General features: G+C 70.2%; 18 protein-coding genes. 10 read left to right on the top strand and 8 right to left on the bottom strand.

Translation table 11 applies throughout. The features are described 5' to 3' along the window. Window positions 1-35 precede the first annotated feature (35 nt). Window positions 36-581, bottom strand: a complete 546-nt coding sequence (locus ASF22_RS13500) for a DUF2059 domain-containing protein (protein WP_244474281.1) — start codon at window positions 579-581, stop codon at window positions 36-38. A 660-nt stretch (window positions 582-1,241) separates the two neighbouring features. Here ASF22_RS13500 and ASF22_RS13495 point away from each other — a divergent pair. The 5 genes from ASF22_RS13495 to ASF22_RS13480 all read left to right on the top strand — a co-directional run bounded on the left by ASF22_RS13495 (window position 1,242) and on the right by ASF22_RS13480 (window position 3,315). Continuing rightward, complete coding sequence (locus ASF22_RS13495; RefSeq protein ID WP_056265115.1) at window positions 1,242-1,694, top strand: hypothetical protein; 453 nt, start codon at window positions 1,242-1,244, stop codon at window positions 1,692-1,694. Between the two features lie 406 nt (window positions 1,695-2,100). Further along, on the top strand, window positions 2,101-2,256 hold the full coding sequence (locus ASF22_RS23850; protein WP_156398765.1) for a hypothetical protein: 156 nt from the start codon (window positions 2,101-2,103) through the stop codon (window positions 2,254-2,256). Between the two features lie 24 nt (window positions 2,257-2,280). Further along, entirely contained in the window at window positions 2,281-2,466 is a 186-nt protein-coding gene (locus ASF22_RS13490; RefSeq protein ID WP_056265112.1) for a hypothetical protein, read from the top strand. Window positions 2,467-2,664: 198 nt separating this feature from the next. Beyond that, window positions 2,665-2,865, top strand: a complete 201-nt coding sequence (locus ASF22_RS13485; protein ID WP_056166078.1) for a hypothetical protein — start codon at window positions 2,665-2,667, stop codon at window positions 2,863-2,865. Window positions 2,866-3,126: 261 nt separating this feature from the next. After that, window positions 3,127-3,315 carry a hypothetical protein gene (locus ASF22_RS13480; protein WP_056166075.1) on the top strand — a complete coding sequence of 63 codons (189 nt, stop codon included), beginning with the start codon at window positions 3,127-3,129 and terminating at the stop codon, window positions 3,313-3,315. A gap of 130 nt (window positions 3,316-3,445) precedes the next feature. On the opposite strand, the gene ASF22_RS13475 is transcribed toward ASF22_RS13480, so the two are convergent. From ASF22_RS13475 to ASF22_RS13450, 6 genes are all read right to left on the bottom strand, one after another. Further along, window positions 3,446-3,655: a hypothetical protein gene (locus tag ASF22_RS13475; RefSeq protein WP_056166072.1), complete on the bottom strand. Its 210-nt coding sequence runs from the start codon at window positions 3,653-3,655 to the stop codon at window positions 3,446-3,448. 100 nt (window positions 3,656-3,755) lie between these two features. Beyond that, the gene (locus tag ASF22_RS13470) at window positions 3,756-5,108 is read right to left on the bottom strand and encodes a hypothetical protein (RefSeq protein WP_056265110.1); all 1,353 of its coding nucleotides are present in this window, start codon (window positions 5,106-5,108) and stop codon (window positions 3,756-3,758) included. Continuing rightward, window positions 5,105-5,824, bottom strand: a complete 720-nt coding sequence (locus tag ASF22_RS13465) for an NADPH-dependent F420 reductase (RefSeq protein WP_056265108.1) — start codon at window positions 5,822-5,824, stop codon at window positions 5,105-5,107. Before ASF22_RS13465 ends, ASF22_RS13470 begins: the two co-directional genes overlap by 4 nt. Next, window positions 5,814-6,743, bottom strand: coding sequence for an aldo/keto reductase (locus ASF22_RS13460; protein WP_056265105.1), 930 nt, complete (start codon window positions 6,741-6,743; stop codon window positions 5,814-5,816). The genes ASF22_RS13465 and ASF22_RS13460 overlap by 11 nt, the downstream gene beginning before the upstream one ends. Window positions 6,744-6,838: 95 nt before the next feature. Further along, the gene (locus ASF22_RS13455; RefSeq protein ID WP_056265101.1) at window positions 6,839-10,444 is read right to left on the bottom strand and encodes a glycosyltransferase; all 3,606 of its coding nucleotides are present in this window, start codon (window positions 10,442-10,444) and stop codon (window positions 6,839-6,841) included. Between the two features lie 17 nt (window positions 10,445-10,461). Further along, window positions 10,462-11,364 carry a glycosyltransferase gene (locus ASF22_RS13450; protein WP_244474280.1) on the bottom strand — a complete coding sequence of 301 codons (903 nt, stop codon included), beginning with the start codon at window positions 11,362-11,364 and terminating at the stop codon, window positions 10,462-10,464. Window positions 11,365-11,730: 366 nt separating this feature from the next. On the opposite strand from ASF22_RS13450, the gene ASF22_RS13445 reads away from it, so the two are divergent. The 5 genes from ASF22_RS13445 to ASF22_RS23115 are packed head-to-tail and all read left to right on the top strand — an operon-like array spanning window position 11,731 to window position 17,714. Then, window positions 11,731-13,503, top strand: a complete 1,773-nt coding sequence (locus ASF22_RS13445) for a hypothetical protein (protein ID WP_156647698.1) — start codon at window positions 11,731-11,733, stop codon at window positions 13,501-13,503. Next, window positions 13,500-15,182, top strand: a complete 1,683-nt coding sequence (locus ASF22_RS13440; protein ID WP_056265090.1) for a GSCFA domain-containing protein — start codon at window positions 13,500-13,502, stop codon at window positions 15,180-15,182. Before ASF22_RS13445 ends, ASF22_RS13440 begins: the two co-directional genes overlap by 4 nt. Further along, window positions 15,179-15,370: a hypothetical protein gene (locus ASF22_RS24375; protein WP_056265088.1), complete on the top strand. Its 192-nt coding sequence runs from the start codon at window positions 15,179-15,181 to the stop codon at window positions 15,368-15,370. The genes ASF22_RS13440 and ASF22_RS24375 overlap by 4 nt, the downstream gene beginning before the upstream one ends. After that, window positions 15,352-16,107 (top strand): hypothetical protein, encoded by a 756-nt coding sequence (locus tag ASF22_RS13430; protein WP_056265086.1) that lies wholly within the window; start codon window positions 15,352-15,354, stop codon window positions 16,105-16,107. Before ASF22_RS24375 ends, ASF22_RS13430 begins: the two co-directional genes overlap by 19 nt. A gap of 17 nt (window positions 16,108-16,124) precedes the next feature. After that, window positions 16,125-17,714 (top strand): glycosyltransferase family 2 protein, encoded by a 1,590-nt coding sequence (locus ASF22_RS23115; RefSeq protein WP_156647697.1) that lies wholly within the window; start codon window positions 16,125-16,127, stop codon window positions 17,712-17,714. A 70-nt stretch (window positions 17,715-17,784) separates the two neighbouring features. On the opposite strand, the gene ASF22_RS13420 is transcribed toward ASF22_RS23115, so the two are convergent. Then, a complete protein-coding gene (locus ASF22_RS13420; protein WP_056265083.1) occupies window positions 17,785-18,501 on the bottom strand; it encodes a glycosyltransferase in 717 nt (238 codons plus the stop codon). Window positions 18,502-18,507: the final 6 nt, after the last annotated feature.

Here is an 18,507-nt window from a genome sequence, read left to right as displayed (position 1 = left end):
AAAACCCGCCTGGGCGGGCTTGGCGGGCGCGGGGATCATTTCGGCTTATCGCCCGGACCCCAACCATGCGCCTTGATGACTTGCATGATCTTGGTCTGCATCTCCGGCATCAGCGCTTGCATCCACTGCGTCGTCCCGGTCATTTGCGCCTGAGCGAGCTGCGGCTGGGCAGCCGCCAGGCGCCGGCCCGCCGGAGAGGCGTAGAACGCTCCCACCGCTTGGAGATCATCCTTGGAGAGGACCGTCGCGAAGCTGCGGGCCTGGAGATCGAGGAGTTCGTCGTAGTGCGCGGTCAGCATCGGAAGCACGGCTTCGCGGACGATCACCTGCGCGCGCTCCGGCTCGCGCACGCCCATCTGCTGCATCATGCCGGCCATGGGAGCGGCCATCGCGTTCAGGGTGGTGACACGGTCGCCCTGCATCTGGGCAACGACCTCGCGCGCCACCTTCAGAGTCGCCGGATCCTGCGTCGCCGAGGCCGATGGCTTGTCCGGGGACGGGGCCGCCTGTGCGTACGCCCCGTTCGCGAGGGACGTGCACAGGGCGAGGCCCGCGACGATGCGGCCGAATTGGTTCAGCAAAAGCGTTCCTCCAACATTGGCACCCGCGAGACGGGGCACTCCAAAAGAAGAACCCGCCGGGCTGGGAACCGGGCGGGTGAAGGTGGTCACATATGAGGATGCCCTGGGAAGGGCAAGGGACTATCGCATCTGGTATGCCAGACGCCAAGCCCCCGGCGGCCGGATTGGTCCGCTATTCGACGCGCCGACGGTCCTCGCCGCATTCGTCTCTTCACGGAACCGGTGCCGGGCTTCGAATGGGTCGGCCGAAAGGCGCCCATGGTCGGACCGGCCTCCGGGTCGTGGAACGAATCCAATCCCATTCGAATACTTTCACGGGTACGGATGGGGTGCGCGCGAATGCTTGCGAGATTGTTGAGCGCCATCGCGGGTGCTGGCGCGGATCGGGCGGCCGAGAACACCCGGCCCGCGCAATCTCAACGGGAGGCGACGAAGGCACCCGCGAGACCGCCGTCGCCCCGGAACGACGAGGGGATGCGGAGGGTCTGCGAGGAAGTGGAAAAGGCGCTGCGGGAGGCCGGGCATCTGCGGTGAGGGAACGCCGCCGCAAGGTCGGTGATGGGCCGTCGGGTTGCCGCGGCGCGCTGCCGCAAACAGGAACTCGCCGATCCTCGGCCCTCTTTCCCCGTCACAGTCCAGGAACGGATAGAGAGTTGCTTCATGCGTCATGCAGTGATCGGATTTGGTGCGCTTGCCGCCGTGGTCTCGGCGGGGCCGGTCCTCGCCCAGGGTAAGCCGCTCCCGGCCCCATCGAGCAGCACCACGGTTCAGGGGGAGCTGACCATCACGATGGATGGCGACAAGCCCGTCTGTGCCCCGGCCGAGCTCAAGCTTCCGGCCAACACGAACGTCGAGCTCCACATCGTCAGCACGGCGAACGTGCCCGTCACCATCACGGCACCCGGCCAGTTCGAGAAAGGTCACGTTCTCCACGCGGACGGCTCGCTCGTCCACGTGTCGAGCGAAAAGGGCTACCTCGTGAAGGCGAATGGCCAAGGCGTCCTGAAGATCCGGACCATGGAGGCTGGAACGGAAACCTACGCCTGCACCACCACGAGCAACCAGAAGGCTCCCTTCGAAGGCAAGCTGGTCCTGACCGCTCCGGCAGGGTAGCCGCGTCTCGAGCCTCGGGACAGCCGATCCACGGCTGCGCCGGGCAGGGGACGAGCGACGAACGGCCCTGCGACGGTCGGGCGGATGACCGGAGCGGATCGGGCCGTGGCCCGGTCGATGATGACGGGGCTGTTCTTCGCTCTCTTTCTCTACGGCGAGACGCCGGCTTTGCCGGCCCTTTTCGCCCGACGTTCGCGATCTCTGCCGGAACGCAGGTGATGCGAGGCAGAGGGCGAAACCGAAAAAATGTCTGCGGCCCCGGGGGATCGAAGGTAGTCGATGCAGGTTTAACCTTAGAATATGCTTGGCGTCGGCGAAGCGAATACCGCCTCGCCGTCACCGAGGATAGCGAGATCGAGAACGATGACTTGCCGCACGGCAAGGGCTTCCGATTCAGGAGCAGACGATGGCAGACGATCAGCCGAAACCGTCTCAAGTGGACGCGACGCCGGATGCCGGCTCGCCGGCGCCGCAGCAGCCCGAGCCGGGCCATCATCCGAAGCCGGCCGAGACCGACGCGCAGCCGGACAGGCCGGTCCCCAACGACGCCGCAAATTCCTGAGCGCCTCTCTCGGGGACCCGAACCATGGCCTTTCCCCAACGCTCCCCCGCCGCCGTGAGCCAGGAAGGTCGGTACGCGCGCGACCGGGGCGATCCGCTCACCGCCAACCCGTATCCCGAGGGCTCCGAGGAGCATGAGACCTGGGCACGGGGCTGGACGGTTCCCGATGGTGAGATCGGGCACGAAACCGCCGGGAGCGATGTTGGCTGATGCGGTTCGATTTGGACGGTCGGGGTTGTCCAGGCTCCGGGCCGAACAGGACCGTTTCCGGCTTGTGGTTGTCCTTCTTCCCCGGCACACGCGGGTTTGCGACCAGATTGCACATGCCGCGAGGCTCACCCTCCGCACGACAGGTCTCGCGCCGAATTGGCCGGTGATCTATTCAGCCCGCCGCAACGGAGCGGCACGATGAGTCAGATCGCCAAGGAATTCTTCCGTGATTGGGTTGCGGACAACCTCGACCCCGACAAGCCCCCCCAGACCCACCTAGACGAGCTGCTGCAGGATGCCGACGACGAAGGCATCTCCGAGGAAGAGATGGTGAAGGCCGCCGGTGGCGATCTGCTCAAGGCCGTCTCGAAGGCGATCGCGAAGGCCAAGCAGGACTGAGACCGTCTCCGGATCATCCGTTCGGAGAACAGTCTCAGGCAGCCCGCGCGGCGCCTGAGCGAAGCCGAAATCCGCATCATGAAGCGATCAACCGGTATGAGCGCCCATTTCCAGAGCCGCATCGGGTGGAATTTGGCCGAACGGCTCCGACGCAGAACCGCCGCTCATGGCACCTGCAACCTGTGGGCGGTTCCCGAATCAGGACGGAACGGAGTATCGAAAGCTTCGCCGTAAGCGCGGCGCAGCACCCCAGGAGCCTGGATGACCAAAGACGTGCAGCCCGATCGCTCTGCCTCGACGCTCGCATCCGTCTCTGACGAGATCTATCCAACCCCCTTGAAAAGCAGGCCGGACCTTCCGGCCGAAGACCTGTCGCCGGCCCCCGCGGAGGATTCGGACCTGTCGGCCGCCCATACCGAAAGCTTCGAGGGATTCAGTTCCTTCGGCTGAGTACAGTCCCACATCGTGGACGGCCTACGGCCTGCGTTGGGGCCGAGTGCTGCAGGCCGTCCCGATACCCACCCCTTCGGCGATGTCACCGACCTGGCCCGACCTCGGAACCGGGGCCCTGGTGTCCAGCCTACTCGCGCGGGCGGGACACGTCCTCGGCTTCCGTACCGGGTCGATCGCTCGGCCCCTCGGGGGTCGCCCGTACGGTGTCATGGTCTGCGTCGCGCGGGGAGACCGCCGCTCCGCCCATGTCGGGTTTGGAGTGCCGCTCGCGCGCGCCGCGTTCCTGATCGTAGGTCGATTCGGGCAGGTTCTGGTTCGAGGCGGTCAGATCGGACATGCGTCGCTCTCCCGTTCTGCCAGCAACGCACTGGGCGTCGAAACGGTTTCGGACGACCGCAACCGTCGATTCCACCGCCTTCGTAGCTCGGGCGATCGGCTCAGGGACGTTCCCCACCCGATGGATCTTCCCCCCTCCGCTGGCGCTCCTCCTGCTTGCGGCCGAGCCAGAGACTGTTGAGCAACCATGCGATCGAGAGCGGTACCGCGGTCACGGCCACCGCCGTGGAGCCGAGGCCGAGCGCCCCGATCCCGGCGAAGGACCACGCTCCGATCTGGTCGCCGGTGCGGTAGACCACGGTGTCGAGGAAGTTCTTCGCCTTGTAGCGATCCTCGCGCGGCACGACGGTGAACAGAACCTCGCGGATCGGCCGGGCGATGGCGAAATTGCCGGCCCGCCGCAGGACCTGGAACACCACGATGGCGGAGATGGTCGGCGATACGGCAAGGGCGGCAAAACCCAGGACGCTGGCCGCCGGCAGGAGGGCGAGGCTCGGCCCGACGCCGATGCGCCGGACGATCCGGCCGGTGAGGAAGAACTGCACCCCGAGCGTCAGCGCGTTCACCAGGAGGTCGACGCTGGCGAAGAACGCCGTCTGCGCCCCGCGGTTCGCGAAGCTCTCCTTCGCGATCTTGGCCTGCTCGAAATACAGGAACGTCGAGGTCACCGAGAACAGCAGCAGGAACAGGCCGATGTTGAGGAGGTAGAGCGAGCGGAACGTGCGGGTGATGCCCGCGAACGCGCTGCCGCCGATGGCGTCGGCCGGGGCCACGTCACCGGCCACGGGGCGCTGGTGCAGACGGTCCGACAGGCGTGCGAGGCCGCGCATGCTGAACACCGCCGCCTCCAGCAGAACAGCCGCTCCGATGAGGAGCGCCCAGGTCGGCACGTCGCGGGCGAGGATCGCGGTGGTCGCCGAGCCCGCGATGGCCCCGAGGGTGGCACCGGCGGCGATGAAGCCGAACAGGCGCTTGCCCTGCTCCGTCGAGAAGACATCGACGACGGTGGCCCAGAACACCGACACCACGAACAGGTTGAAGATCGACAGCCAGATGAAGAACGCCCGGCCGATCCAGACGTCGCCTTCAGGACCGGCGAGGTAGAGCGACACAGCGAAGACGAGGATGTTGGCGGCGAAGAAGCGGTAGGTCAGGGGCACGAACCGGGCGCGCGGCAGGGTCTTCACCAGCCAGGCGAAGGGCACGTTCAGGGCCAGCATGCCGATGAGCGTGCCGGTGAACAGCCAGGGCAGGTTCTCGATCCCACCGGCGATGCCCATCTGGTCGCGAATCGGGCGCAGGACGTAGTAGGCGGCAAGAATCGAGAAGATGTAGGCCCAGGACCACGCGAGCGCCGGAACTTCGCCCGGCCGGACATCGACGAGGCGCCCTAGCCACGAACGCGACCGGCCCTCGGCGGGGACGGGCTCCGCCGCCCCGCCGAGGCCGCTCAACGCGCCACCCCGAGGCGCGCGCCCGATTCAGCGGCGGTGAGGTCGTGCCCGAAGCCCGGCGACCCCATGGCGAAGCTGTCCGCCTTGGAAAGGGGCCCGACGATCACCGGATCGAAGCCGGCCTCGGTCACCAGCTTGGCGACGGTCGCCACGGCTCCGGCATCGTCGCCCGCGAGGGGGATCGCCATGCGGGCGCCGTCGCGATGCGCGTTCTTGGCAAAGACCTTATAGTTCGCCGCGTTGAAGGCCCGCACGATCCGGGCGCCGCGCAGGTACTTGGCCGAGACGGCGGCGATGCCGCTCTCCTTCACCTCGGCGTAGACCTCGCCGTCGCGGGCCTGGGTCGCGTTGCCGGCATCGATCACGGTCTTGCCCTGAAGAGCGGCGCCGTGGTCGGCGCTCAGTTGCGGATAGGCCTTGTAGGGCACCGCGATCAGCACGACGTCGCCGAAGGCGATGGCCTCGGCCGGAGTCCCGGCACGGGCCTTCGGACCGAGGCTCTCGACGAGGCCCTTCAGCTCCTCGGGGTGGCGGGAGGAGACCATCACCTCGTGCCCGGCCTTCGCCCATAGGCCGCCTATGGTGCCGCCGATGTTGCCGGCACCGACGATGCCGATGCGTGCGGGCTGCGCGGCGGACTGGGCCAAGGCGCTCCCGCTGGCGACGAAGGCGGCGAGCGCGAGAGCCGCGCGGCGGGACACGAGTTTAGAGCGCATCGACAAAGGCCTCCATCCGGGCACGCTGGGCCGCATCGGGCATCCGGCCCCGGGCGGCCCCGAGGTTGTCCTCGACATAGGCCACCTTGGCCATGCCGGGGATCGGGCAGGTCACGGCCTCGTGTCCGAGGACGTATTTCAGGAAGAACTGCGGCCAGCTCGCGCAGTCGAACTCGGCGGTCCAGGGCGGCAGTTCGCGGCCCTGGACCGCCTTGAACAGGCGGTCGCGCCCGAACGGCACGTTGACCATCACGGCCATGCCGCGCTCTGCGGCGAGCGGCAGGATGCGCTGGGCGGCCAGCCGATCGTCGAGGGCGTAGTTCACCTGGATGAAATCCAGGGTCTCGCGCTTCATGACGGCTTCGAGATCGGCGAACTGGCTGTCGCGCCACACGGTGACGCCCGCATAGCGGATGCGCTTGGCCGCCTTGAGGTCGCGCAGGGTGGCGAGGTTGGTGGCGGTGTCGATGAGGTTGTGGACGGCGACGAGGTCGATGGTCTGCGTGTTCAGGCGCTTGAACGAACGCTCGATTTCGGCGAGCCCGGCCTCACGCCCCGGCGTGCCGACCTTGCTGCACAGGAACACCTTCTCGCGCAAACCATCCTGCGGGAGGATGAGGCCGAGCACGTCCTCGGCCGTGCCGTAGCTCGGGGCCGTGTCGATGACGGAGCCGCCGAGCGCCACGAACCGCCGGACCGCCTCGCGCAAGGGCGCGACCTTGTCGGGCGTCGGCTCGACCTCGTAGCGGCGCGAGGTGCCGATCCCGAGGACGGGAATCCGCTCGCCCGTGGACGGGATCGGCCGGCTCAGGAGCCCGGCCGCTTCCGCCTGCGCGGGTGACGCGGCGGATCCGAGAAGCGGCACCGCCAAGGGAAGCAGGCCTGTGCCGGCCAGGAAAGCGCGTCGGGATGGGTGCATGCGGGCTCCTCACGGGGACGGGCGTGCACTCCCATCTAGGTCACCGGTCCGCCTCCGACATGGGTGTCCGACATGAGTGAATGCCGACACACGCGTCACCCGACGGCCCGTTGCAGGGCGGCGGCGAAGCCGGTGAACTCCACTGTCCGGCGCCGGTAGCACTGGAAGACCCGCACGCCGCCGGCCTGGAGCGCGGCGCGCGGAACCGCGAGTTCGAAGCCGCTGCCGAGCGCCTGGGCCGTGCCGAGATGCGCGGCGACCTCAGGCCGGGCGAGGCGCGCCGAGACGCAGACCTGCGGGCGGCCTGCCGCGTCGTTCCAGACGGCGAGGGTGCACAGCACGTCGCCGAGGCCCCTTGCGAAGGCCCAACCGCGGCACGCGATGCTCCCGCCGAGGCCGGTGAGGTTTACCCGCTCCGTCCGCTCGATGGCCGGCGCACGCTTCAGCCGCTTGATGAAATGGCGGCGGAAGGCGGGCGGCATCGTCTGGTCGAGGCGGTAGCAGCCCGGCCCCGCGACGATCTCGAGACGGCGGGGCACGGCACCGGAATGCACGCCGTCGCCGCCGTGCAGGGCGATGTCGTAGCGGCCGGGCTCCAGGCCGGTCAGGGCCGCGACGAGGCGGAACGTGCCGTCGCCCGCCGCCCCGGGGGCGATCCGTGCGCGCCATGCGGTGCCGTCCTCTCCGTGCAGCCAGAGGCTCAACGGGAGGTCGGACGCCGCACCCTCGATCCGGCCCGCGATGCCCCAGAGGTCGCCCGGCGCCGCCAAGAGGACGCCCCCCGCCTCGGGCAGGTTCTGACGCAGGTCGAGGAGGGCGGGGCCGGGGACGGCACCGGGCGGCGTGGCCTCGCGGGCGAACCGCACCAGCGCCCCCTCCGTCGCGCCCCCCGCGAAGACCTGGCCGAAGCCCTGCGCCACGAGCAGCCCGTCGCGCCCGGCCTGGACGAGGTCGAGGGTGTGCGGCCCGAACGCGAGGCCGTCGACGTCGATGGTCCCGGTGAAGCCGGAGCGCGCGGCGCCGGGATCGCCGAGGCTGTCGGCCACGTCGGGGCGGTCGTCGGGCTGAAGGACTGCGTAGGCGGTGCGCGATGGTCCGGTGAACCGCAGGTAGGTCCGCGCGGCGGGCGCGGCGTCGAGCCTGTGCAGCCAGCCCTTCACCGCGAGGTGGCGCAGCACGAGGTCGTGGCCGCCCGGGTTCGCGATCTCCCTGTCGTCGAGGCGCAGGCCGTCGCGGGCGAAGGCCAGGGTCGCGTGGGTCAGGGGGAGCACGACGGCCGGCAGGGCCCGGTCCGATGCGGGCAGATCGTCGAGGAGGGGCGTCGCGGGCCGCGCACGCCCGGTGGCACCGAGAGCGGCGGCATACGTTCCGTCCCAATGGATGTCGCGCGACACCCAGGACGGGGCGTTCACCCGCAGGCCCATCTCGGCGAGCGACAGGTCGAAGGTGACGCGCAGACGGTCCGGCACCCGATCGTGCGGGCATGGACGCGCGGCCACGAGCCCGTCGTAGACGCGGCGTACGGCCTCGAGATGCGCGGCCACGGTCGGAAAGCGCTTGGCCTGCACCGCGTTCCGCATCCGCGCGAGACGGGCAGGGTCGTAGTAGAGATCGAGGAGCCTTGCCCGCACCGCCCCCGGATCGTGGGGCGGGACGAGGAAGCCGTCGACCCCGTCCGTCACCCGCTCGGCGAGCGCGCCCAGGGCGGTCGCCACGGGGACGAGACCGGCCTGCCACGCCTCCATCAGGGCGATGACGTAGGTCTCGGGCCACGTCGAAAGATGGAGCGAGACATCGCAACCGCTCAGCAGGCCGTGGATGGCGTGCGGCTCGTAGGGACCCGAGAGGGTGATCCGGTCCGGCGCGATTCCGCGCAGGCGCCCGGCGTGGTGCGCCTCGACCCGGCCGAACACCTTGAAATGGATACGGTACTCCTCGCAGATCCGCATGAGCTCGACGATTTCGTCGCCGCCCTTGTGCGCGGCGAAGTTGCCGACCACCGCGACGGTGAGCCGGGGACCGTCGTCGCGCTCGGGCCGGAGCATGGGCACGATGGGTTTGGGCTCGACGGGGGCCAGCATCGCGATCTCGACGACGCGGTCGGCCTCGATCTCCGGGTAGAACGCCCGCAGGTAGGCCCCCGTCGCCGGAGTGCTGGTGATGAACCGGTCGACGGCGCGTACGAGGAGCGAGACGAACCCGTCGCGGCGCACCTTGGCGCCCGGCGGGTAGTTGCTGGATGCGATGAGGCAGGCATCGCACTGGTCGCGCCCGCGGTTCACCACGTCGCAGAAGCGGCCGGCATGATCGAGCAGGAGCCAGCGCTCGCAGATGAGGTGGTGGTCGTGGAGGTGGTAGACCACCGGCACGCCGCAGGCCCGCGCCACCAGGGGCAGGCTGAGCGGCAGGTGGAGCAGGTGGTGGATGTGGACGAGGTCCACGCGCTGCTCGAACAGGATGCGTTCGAACACGCCCTCGACATGGGGGTCGGTGAGCTTGGGCAGACCGATCTCGCCGCATTCGATGGTCTGGCCGAGACCACGCCCTTCGAGGCGCAGGGACCAGCGTCCATCGTGGAGCACGGGAAACAGGAACAGGATCGCGTAATCCGGCGCGAGACCCGCGAGGGCGTCCTGGTAGATCTCGACGCCGCCGCCGTCGCGATAGCCCGTGCGGTTGTGGCTGACCATCAGCACGGTGCGCGCAGCCGGCCGCTTGGCAGGCCGGGCCCGCCGGTGCGGGCCGCCCGCCGTTTCGAGGATCTCGGCGACGCGGTGATCGTAGAGATGTTCGGCCAGGGTTCGGGCGCGGGCGGCGCGTGCCGCCGCGATCCGCGCCGCAGGCCGGTCCAGCATCTCGGCGATGATCCGCGCGCCCGCCGCGTCGTCGGCGCAGAGGGCGATCTCGGCATCGGGCTCGTAATAGTCGCAGATCTCGGGCTCCGGCGAGATCACCACCTGGAACCCGCCGGCGAGCGCCGTCTCGAACAGTCGGGGCGGAGGTGTCGAGCCCTGCGCCTGGTTCGGGTCGGAGGCGGAGAACACCCGTGGCAGGGTGAGGACGACGCGGCTGCGATTGGCCAACCGCGCGAAGTCGCGGTTGCCGCAGCGCCAGTCGGTGACGAGGCCCGGATCGTCGAGTGCGGGCGGACCGATATAGGTGTTCCACGGGAGGGCGAGCTTGACCTTGAGATCGCGCGACAGGGTCGCCAGGATCGCGTTGAGGCTCGCGACCCGGTTCGGCCAGGCGGTGCCGATGAACAGCAGATCGTAGAGGTAGTCCCGGTCGTCGCCGAGGACGGGCAGGTCCTGGAACAGGCTCGCTGCCGCCAGCGGCAGGTGCCGGGCGCGCCCGCCATAGGCCGCGACGCTGGCCTTGTCGTTGGTGAAGACGAGGTCGAACCCCGTGGAGCAGCGTACGTTGTCGGCGAGCTCGTAGGGATCTTCCGTGGTCCACAGGATGCTGAGCTGCGCCCGAGCGGCGAGGCGACCGAGAACGGGCGCGTGCTTACGCGCGCCGCCGAAGGCGAGCACCGTGTCGAGCCCCTCGTCCGTGAGGGTGGCCAGGGCGTCGGCGTGCCCCGCCAGATGCACCCGCGCCACCCGCGGATGGCGCCGCAGGGCGTCGGCGATGGCGAGCACGATGTAATGATTGTGCGTGCCTGGCTCCGTGTCGAGGAGCAGGATCGAGAAATCCGCCATGGGGTGTGCGTGTTTCGTCAGCGCCGGGCCAGGGCCAGGCGCGGCCGCTCCGATCCGCCGGACAGGCCGAGGCCCGCCGTGTTGCGGCAGAGGGCGAGCATCCGGGCGGCACGCTGCGTGTAGGTGTGGTCGCGCAAGGCGCGGATCTGCGCCCGCATCGCGATGGCCTGGATCGCATCGGGGTCGTCCAGGGCCTGCTCGATGGCGCGGGCGATGTCGGCGACCCCGTCCACGAGGAGGATTTCCCGGCCCGGCGCGAAGGCGTCGCAGATCTCCAAGCCGGTGGCGAAGAACAGCTGCGCCGAACCGGCGAGCGCGACCTCGAAGGTGCGCGGCCCCGGCGTCGCTGGCGGCAGGGCGAAGCGCCGGTTGGCGATATCGAGATCGCGGCCGATGTTGAGGGTCAGGCGGGCGTCGGCGGCGTGATCCGCCATCTCGGCCGCGGTGAGGCGCCGGTTGGTGGCGCAGCGGATGTCGGAGGGCCAGCCGGTCCCGAGGATCGCCACGGGATGACGCGACAGCACCGCATCCGCACGGCGGATCAAGGCGACGCGGTTCGGGTAGGCGACACCGCAGAAGAGCACCATGGTCTCGCGCTCGGGCAGCGGCGTGAGATCACGGAGGTGCCGCGTCCGCGAGGCGGCCAGGGGCAGGTGGTGGACGTCGCCATGCCGGTAATGGTGCACCGCCCAGGAATCGTTCGAGAAGATGATGTCCGCGGTGAGTTCGGCCTTGAACGCGTAATCGAACTCGTACGGGTCGTCGTGAAGCCAGTAAGCCAGTTCAGCGCCTATACTGTCGGCGGCACGGCGAAGACCGCGCAAATCCGAAGCATCCGGTACGATACTGCCGACCGCAACCACGAGATCGGGGCAGAATACACGGATCGCTGCCGGCGCGAGGTCGAGGGGGACCGCCATCACGCGATCGGATCCAAGAACCTCAGCAAACCCTTCTGCCAGGCAGGGGCGAATCGAAGTATTCGTGTTCATTGCATCGTTGAACGTACTCGTCACGAGCACTTTCGGCCGACCAAAAATCCGGCCGTTGTAAAAATTCATCCTGCGACTCGGGCTGAACAACGGGGCCTGTCGGTTTGACTTTGTGAACGCTAGAACAATAAGTCCGGGCCCTTCGATTGTCCATGCAATCGCAAAAAAACCGCCTATTGGGCAAAAGTGGCAATAGACTATACTTCTGATCGGCAAATGAGTTGGGATATTCCGGCAGATCTTCGCGAGGCGACGCAGTCGGCGCGCACGGACATGTCCGGCACGGATCCGCGCGTGCTCCATCCCTTTCGGTCGCTCCTCACCGGTTCGGTCCTCGTCGCCGGGGGCGCGACCGCCGATCTCGTGGCGGCCCTCCGTGAGACCGCACGGTCGGTGACGATCCTGAAGGCGCGAGCGGACCAGTCTCGCTACGATGCCGTGGTGTTGCTCCATCCAACGACCTCGGCCTTGGACGGCCTCGGCGTCCCCCCCGGCGAAGGGGAAGCCGATCCAGCGCGTCGGTGTCCGCCGGATTCGGGGGCCGGGACCGACCGTCTCACCCAGGCCCTCGACCGAGCGGCCGGGCTCCTGCGGCCCGGTGGACGGCTCGTCGTGGTGGTGGCGAACGCGTCGAGCCTGCGCCACCTCACCGGCCGTTCGGAGGCGGATGCCACCCTCGACCCGGTCGGCTTCGCGGATCGCGCGCATCCCGACGGCTCGGCGCTGCCGACGCGGCGCGGCCTGCGGGACCGGCTCGCCCGCCTCGGCCTCACGCAGCAGGCATGGTGGTTTCCCTTTCCCGATCACCGCCGCGCCCTCAGCCTCGTCGGCGAACGCGGTCTCGACGCGGGTGGACCGTTCGAGCCCGGTCTCCTCGCCGCTGCCGCTGCGCCGTTCGATCCGGACGGCCCCGGACCGGGCGGGCGCTCGCTCCAGCGTGCCTGGGCGGCCGTGGCCCGCGCCGAACTCCTCGGCGATCTCGCCCCCGCCTTCGCGGTCGCGGCGTCGGTGTCGACCCTTCCGGAAGACCCGCGGCTCGCCCTGCATTTCGGCCATCGCCGCCGACCCGCCTTCGACAAGGTGGTCGGCTTCGTGCGCGTGGGCGATGCGATCCGCGTGACCCGTGCGCCGCTCCACGCGGATCTGCCGCGAACGGTGGATGGGGTGACCAACCGGTTCCCCGACGAGCCCTTCGTGCCCGGCGTGCCGTGGCAGGCGGGTCTGCAGGCCTTGCTCGCCCACGACGGCTGGACCGTGGCCGGGATCGTGGCCTGGGCCTTGGTCTGGCGGGATGCCGTGCGGGCGCACTATGCCGACGGCGCGGACCTCACCCTGGGAACGCCGCTTCCGGGCGAAGCCGTCGATGCGATCCCGCGCAATCTCCTGCACCGGGGCGGCGTCCCGGTCTTCATCGACGCCGAGTGGGAGGTCGAGGCCCTCTGCTTCGGTCATCTCCTCGTGCGGGGGCTGATCAACGCATTCACGGATGTCGAGGTCTGCGGGTCGCCCGCCCCCGGAATCGCCCCGACCTTGCTGCCGCTCGTGCTCGTCGTCGCCGAGGGCCTCGGCATCACCCTCGACGCGGCGGCCCTGGACGAGGCGCTCGCCCGGGAAAATCGGTTCCAGACGGCGGTGAGCGGGATCGAAACGCGCCGGAACCGGGCGTGGCTCGGAGCGACGTCGCTGCCGTTGCGCACGGGCCCGCCCGACCCCTTCGCCGAACGAGACCGTGCCCTCGCCCACCTGCATGGCGAGGTTGCGGCGCTCCGCGCGGACGGTGACCGCCGGGTCGCCGCGGTGACCGAGGACTTGGAGGAATCCCGCCGCCGGACCGACCGGGTGGTCCGCTACGCGGCGGAGCTCGACCGCGAGCGCGGGCGGCTGGCGCACGCCCTTGCCGCTGCGCAAAGCGCAATGCAAGGGCAAAGCCCGTCACCGGAGGAAGCGGGAGCACGGCGCGGTGCCTTCCATCGACGCGGCAGGCCGGCCCTTGCCGCCGTGGTGCGGACGGTGCTGGCGACGGGCCTCGGCCGCCTCGCATTCCGCAGGAGCGACGCCCGGCGATGACGCATCCCTATCGCGGGCTGCCCGACCGGGCGTTCTGGGGCCGTGCCTTCGCGGAGCGCTCCCCCCACGCCCTCGTCAATCCGGCCACCGACCCGCTGATTCCGCACGACGCCGCCATCATGTCCGTGGGCAGCTGCTTTGCCGCCAACCTGGTTCCGTTCCTGGAACGGGCCGGCCTGCACTACCTCCGCACCGAGCCCTTGGCCGACTGGCTGCGGATTCCCCCCGAAGCCATGGGCTACGGCCGCTACAGCGCCGCCTACGGCAACGTCTACACCGCCCGGCAACTGCTGCAGCTCCTGCGGCGGGCCTGTGGCACGTTCGCGCCGCAAGAGGATCGCTGGTGCGAACCCGACCGGATCGTCGATCCCTACCGGCCCGGCCTGCGCTACGCCGCCCGAACCGAAGCCGAGTTCGAAGCCTTGACCGCCCAGCACCTGCGGCTGACGCGGGATGCCTTCGCGCGGGCCGGCGTGCTCATCGTCACCCTCGGACTCACGGAGGCCTGGACGGCCCGGGACGGGGCGGTGTTTCCCGCCTGCCCCGGCACCGTGGCGGGGCGGTTCGATCCGGCCCGGCACCGGTTCGTCGAGTTTTCCTGCGCGGAGGTGACGGAGGACCTCGCTGCCTTCGTCGCGGACCTGCGCGCCTTCAACCCGGCGGTCAGGATCATCCTCACGGTCTCGCCGGTGCCCCTCGTCGCCATGGCGGGCGGGCGCCACGTGCTGGAAGCCTCCACCCACGCCAAGGCGGTGCTACGCGTGGCCGCCGAGAGCGTCGCCCGCGGCGCGACCGACGTGATCTACTTTCCGGCCTACGAGATCGTCACCGGGCCTCAGGCGCCGGACACCTTCTTCGCCCCCGACCGCCGCAACGTCAGCCGGGAGGGGATCGCGGCGGTGATGCGGGCGTTCCTCGCCGCGTGCGGCCGCGACCCGCCGGGCGAGACCGACCCAGCCCCATCGGCGACGCCCGTGAGCGCCGTCCTCTCCGGCGCCATCGCCGAGACCGAATGCGAGGAGGAGATGGCCGGGCATCCCGGCCCCACCGGACCACCCGCCCCCACTCACGGGTCACAGAGCCCCGAGACCGCCGCCATGCCCGACGATGCCCCCGATCCCGAGACAGCCGCAAGGATCGCCACGCTCGCGGCGGAGCACGGCCCCCTGCCGCCGGATTTCGAGGGCGCGGGCTATATCGGCCTTCACCCGGACCTCGCGGCCCTGTTCGCCCATCCGTGGCAGGGCGACCTGCACTACCTCGAACACGGACGCCGCGAGGGCCGGCTCTATCCCTCGAACGTGACGCGCGCCGAGACCAAGGTGGCACAGGCCCAGCGCATCGCCCTCGTGCTCGACGGGCTCGACGGGGCCGGCAAGTCGACGGTCGCCCGCCTCGTCGCCGAGGCCATCGGCGGCTGCGTGCTCCATCCCTACGACGGCAACGGGCCGCTCCTGGTCTGGCTCGCGCGCACGGGGCAGCACGCGCTCGCCGATGCCGTCGCTCACGCCGCCGTCGCCTGGCCATGGACCGGGTGCCCGAGGGCGTGCCCATCGTGTTCGACCGGCACTGGTTCACCGCCTCGCAGTTGCTCTCCTCGCTCTACCGCCCCGGCTGGGAGCCCCGGCCCTTCACCCTCCTGTGCTGGGCCGACCGCGAGACCACCGTCGCCCGCATGATCGCGCGCGGCGAGGACCGCGACGCCCTGGAGATGACGCAGGACCGGGTCGAGACCTACCGGCGGCTGGCCGCCGAACTCGACGTGCCGCTCCTCGACACCTCGCGCACCACGCCCGAGGCGGCGGCGGAACGGGCCCTGGCCCTGATGACCGAGCGCGGCATCCTGCCGTGGCGGGGCACGTCGTGAGCGCCATCGTCATCGCCGGCCACTCGCACCGCAAGGCACTCGGCGTGGTGAGGGGCGACCGAGCCGAGGCGCCCGCCCTCCTACCCCTCGACCCCGAGGACCGGCGCTTCGTCGGGCTCTCCGGGGGGCCGAAGCAGGCCGTGTACTGGGACCGTCTCTGCACGCACGCATCGGGGCGGCGCATCGCGCTGGCCTGGGAGGGCAACCGCTACAACGATGCCTTCCTTCTCCAGGGCAGCCCCGCCTTCGACCTCGTCGTCGCCGAACTCGCCCACCTGCCGTTGCGCGACAACGCCGTCGTCGTCCCCGAGCGGGCCGTGCGTGCGCGCTTCGCCGAGACCGGGGCGGGACTCGCGGCGTTCGTGGAGCGGCTCGCGGCCCATGGCCCCGCCCGCGTCGTTCTCGTCGGCGCGCCACCGCCGAAAGCCGATGCCGCGCGCCTCGCCGAACTCATCGGCATCGGGGCCTACGGCGCCAAGCTCGCCGCGGCTCACAGCCTCGATCCGCACGACCTCGCTCTGACGCCCGCAACGGTGCGGCTCAAGCTCTGGCAGGTGGAGCAAAACGTGCAGCGGGCGGTGGCGGACCGGTTCGGCATCGCTTTCGTACCGGCACCCGCGGCCTGCGCCGACGCCGACGGCTGTCTCCACCCGGATTACTGGGCGCACGACGTCACCCACGCCAACGCCTCCTACGGCGCCCTCATGCGTGACGAAATCGCTAACCATTTCACGTGAAAAAGGAGGCGGCGACGATGCGCCTGGTGATGACGCTGCTGATCCGCAACGAGATCGACATCTTCGCGGACTTCCTCACCTACCACCTCGCCCAAGGGGTGGATTTCATCGTCATCACCGACAACGGATCCACCGACGGCACCCTCGACGTGGTCGCGCGGTTCGTGCCGACGGGGCGGGTCTGCCTCCTCGTCGAGGAGGATCAGGATTACCGGCAATACGCCTGGGTCACCCGGATGGCGCGCCTCGCCCGCGATCTCCTGAAGGCCGACTGGATCATCAACAGCGACGCCGACGAATTCTGGCACGCCGCGGGCGGCAGCCTGAAACAGGTACTGGCGCAGGCCTCCGCCGATGTGCTCATGGTCCGCCGCCGCAACATGATCCCGCCAGAGGAAGGCAGCGGTCGCGACGTGCTCGCCGACGGGACCCTCGCCGTGCTGGCGCCGGTGGCGGATCGAAGCCGCTCCAAGCTCATCCGCACCGTCAGCGCCAAGGCGGTGTGCCGGGCGGACGGATTCGTCTCCATCGGCCAGGGCAACCACGAAGCGGCCTACGACCGCCCGGTGACGCAGGCGGCCGAACCGCGCCTCACCATCTACCACTATCCGATCCGGACCTACGCCCAGTTCGAGGCGAAGGTGATCCAGGGCGGGGCGGCCTATGCCCGCAACACCGAGTTCGACCGAAGCGTCGGCGGCCATTGGCGGCGGTGGTACGCGACCTGGGAAGCGGGCGGCCTGCGGGCCGCGTACGACGCCATCGTGCTCGATCCTGCGGCCCGCGCGGCGGCCGTGGCCGAGGGCATTCTCGGAGACGACGATACCCTGGCGCGTCATTTCCGGAGTCGGGTCCGGAGTCGGGCCGACGCCGCGCCCCCGGAGGAAGCCCGGCGCATGGCCGACCTCGTCTCCCTCGATGGTCCCCTGCCCGGGGATTTCGACGCGGGCGGCTACCTGCGCCTGCATCCCGACCTCGCCGATCTGTTCACCCTGCCCTGGCAGGGCGCGCTGCACTACCTCGAACACGGCCGGCGCGAGGGCCGGATCTACCCCTCAGCGCGTACGCGGGCGCAGGAGAAGGCGGACCAGGCCGGACGCATCGCCCTCGCCGTCGACGGGCTCGACGGCTCGGGCAAGTCGGCGGTGGCGCGCCACGTGGCGGCGGCTCTCGGCGCCACGGTGCTCGACCCGTTTGCCGGCCGGGTCGGCGCCCTGATGGTGCATCTCGCCCGCCTCGGCCAGCACGACCGCGCCGACGCCGTGGCGCACGACGCCGTCGCCCTGGCGCTGGCGGAGGCGCCCCCGGGGCCGGTGGTGTTCGACCGGCACTGGTTCACGGCGTCGCAATTGCTGTCGAAGGCCTACCGCGCCGGGTGGGAGCCGCGCCCGTTCAGCGTGATGACCTGGACCGACCGCCCCGCCACCCTGGCGCGGCTGGCCGCGCGCGGCATCGATGCCGCGGCGGAGATGCCGGAGGACCGGATCGACACCTACCGGCGCCTCGCGGCCGAGCTCGACGTGCCGCTCCTCGACACCACCTTCACAACTCCGGAAGAGGCGGCAACGCGGGTGCTGGCCCTGATGGCTCGGGGGACGCCGTCCTGAGGGAGGCCAGGGAAGACAGTCGGGCTCTGCCCGACACCCACCGAAGGGCTTGCCCTTCGGTATCCCGGGATCAGGCGGGCTGGGGGTCCACCGGTCCCTGTGGGATGCGCCGATCCCAGCCGATGTGGCGGACATAGCCGCCCCGATCGAGAATCACCGCCCGGAAGCCGAGCGCGTGGTAGTGCTGCGAGATCTGGCCCTCGTGCTTCAGCGGGCTCACGAGGATGCGGCTGAAGCTGCCGATCGCGGCATAGTCCGACAGGCGGCGCAGGCCGGGGTTGAACGTGAACCCGTGCCACTTGCCCCGGTAGCCGAAGGCGAGCACGCCGAAATCCCCCGCCGGGGAGACGAAGTGCAGGGGATGCCCGTTGGTGTCGTCCCAGGCCCGCAGCCACACGCAGATCGTCGAGGGATCGGCGGCGAGCAGGCGGCGGCTGCGCTCGATGAAACCGCCGCGATAGAATTCCCAATCGTCCTCGAGGTGGAAGATGTAGGGCGTGCGGACCTCGGCGTAGCCGGCCTCGATGGCGGCGATCTGCCCCCGCGACCGGCCGAGGCGAAGCAGGCGCGCACCGTGGCGCCGGCAGATCGCGGAGGGGTCGCCCCTCCCATCCTCGACCACGAGGATCTCGGCGATGCCTTGATCGGTGTTCCAGGCCCGGAAGCTCGCCAGCGTGCGTTCGAGAAGGTCGTGGCGCCCGCACGAGGTGAGCACGACGGTGACGTCGGGGGAGTTTGGCGCAGGCTTGCCACCCCGCAGCCACCGCCATCCGGCCTTCCACGGCATCGCGTC

This window comes from Methylobacterium sp. Leaf87, assembly GCF_001422775.1.
Lineage (GTDB): Bacteria > Pseudomonadota > Alphaproteobacteria > Rhizobiales > Beijerinckiaceae > Methylobacterium.
The sequence above is the reverse complement of the archived record's forward strand: the minus strand, read 5'-3'. Positions and strand labels throughout refer to the sequence as shown.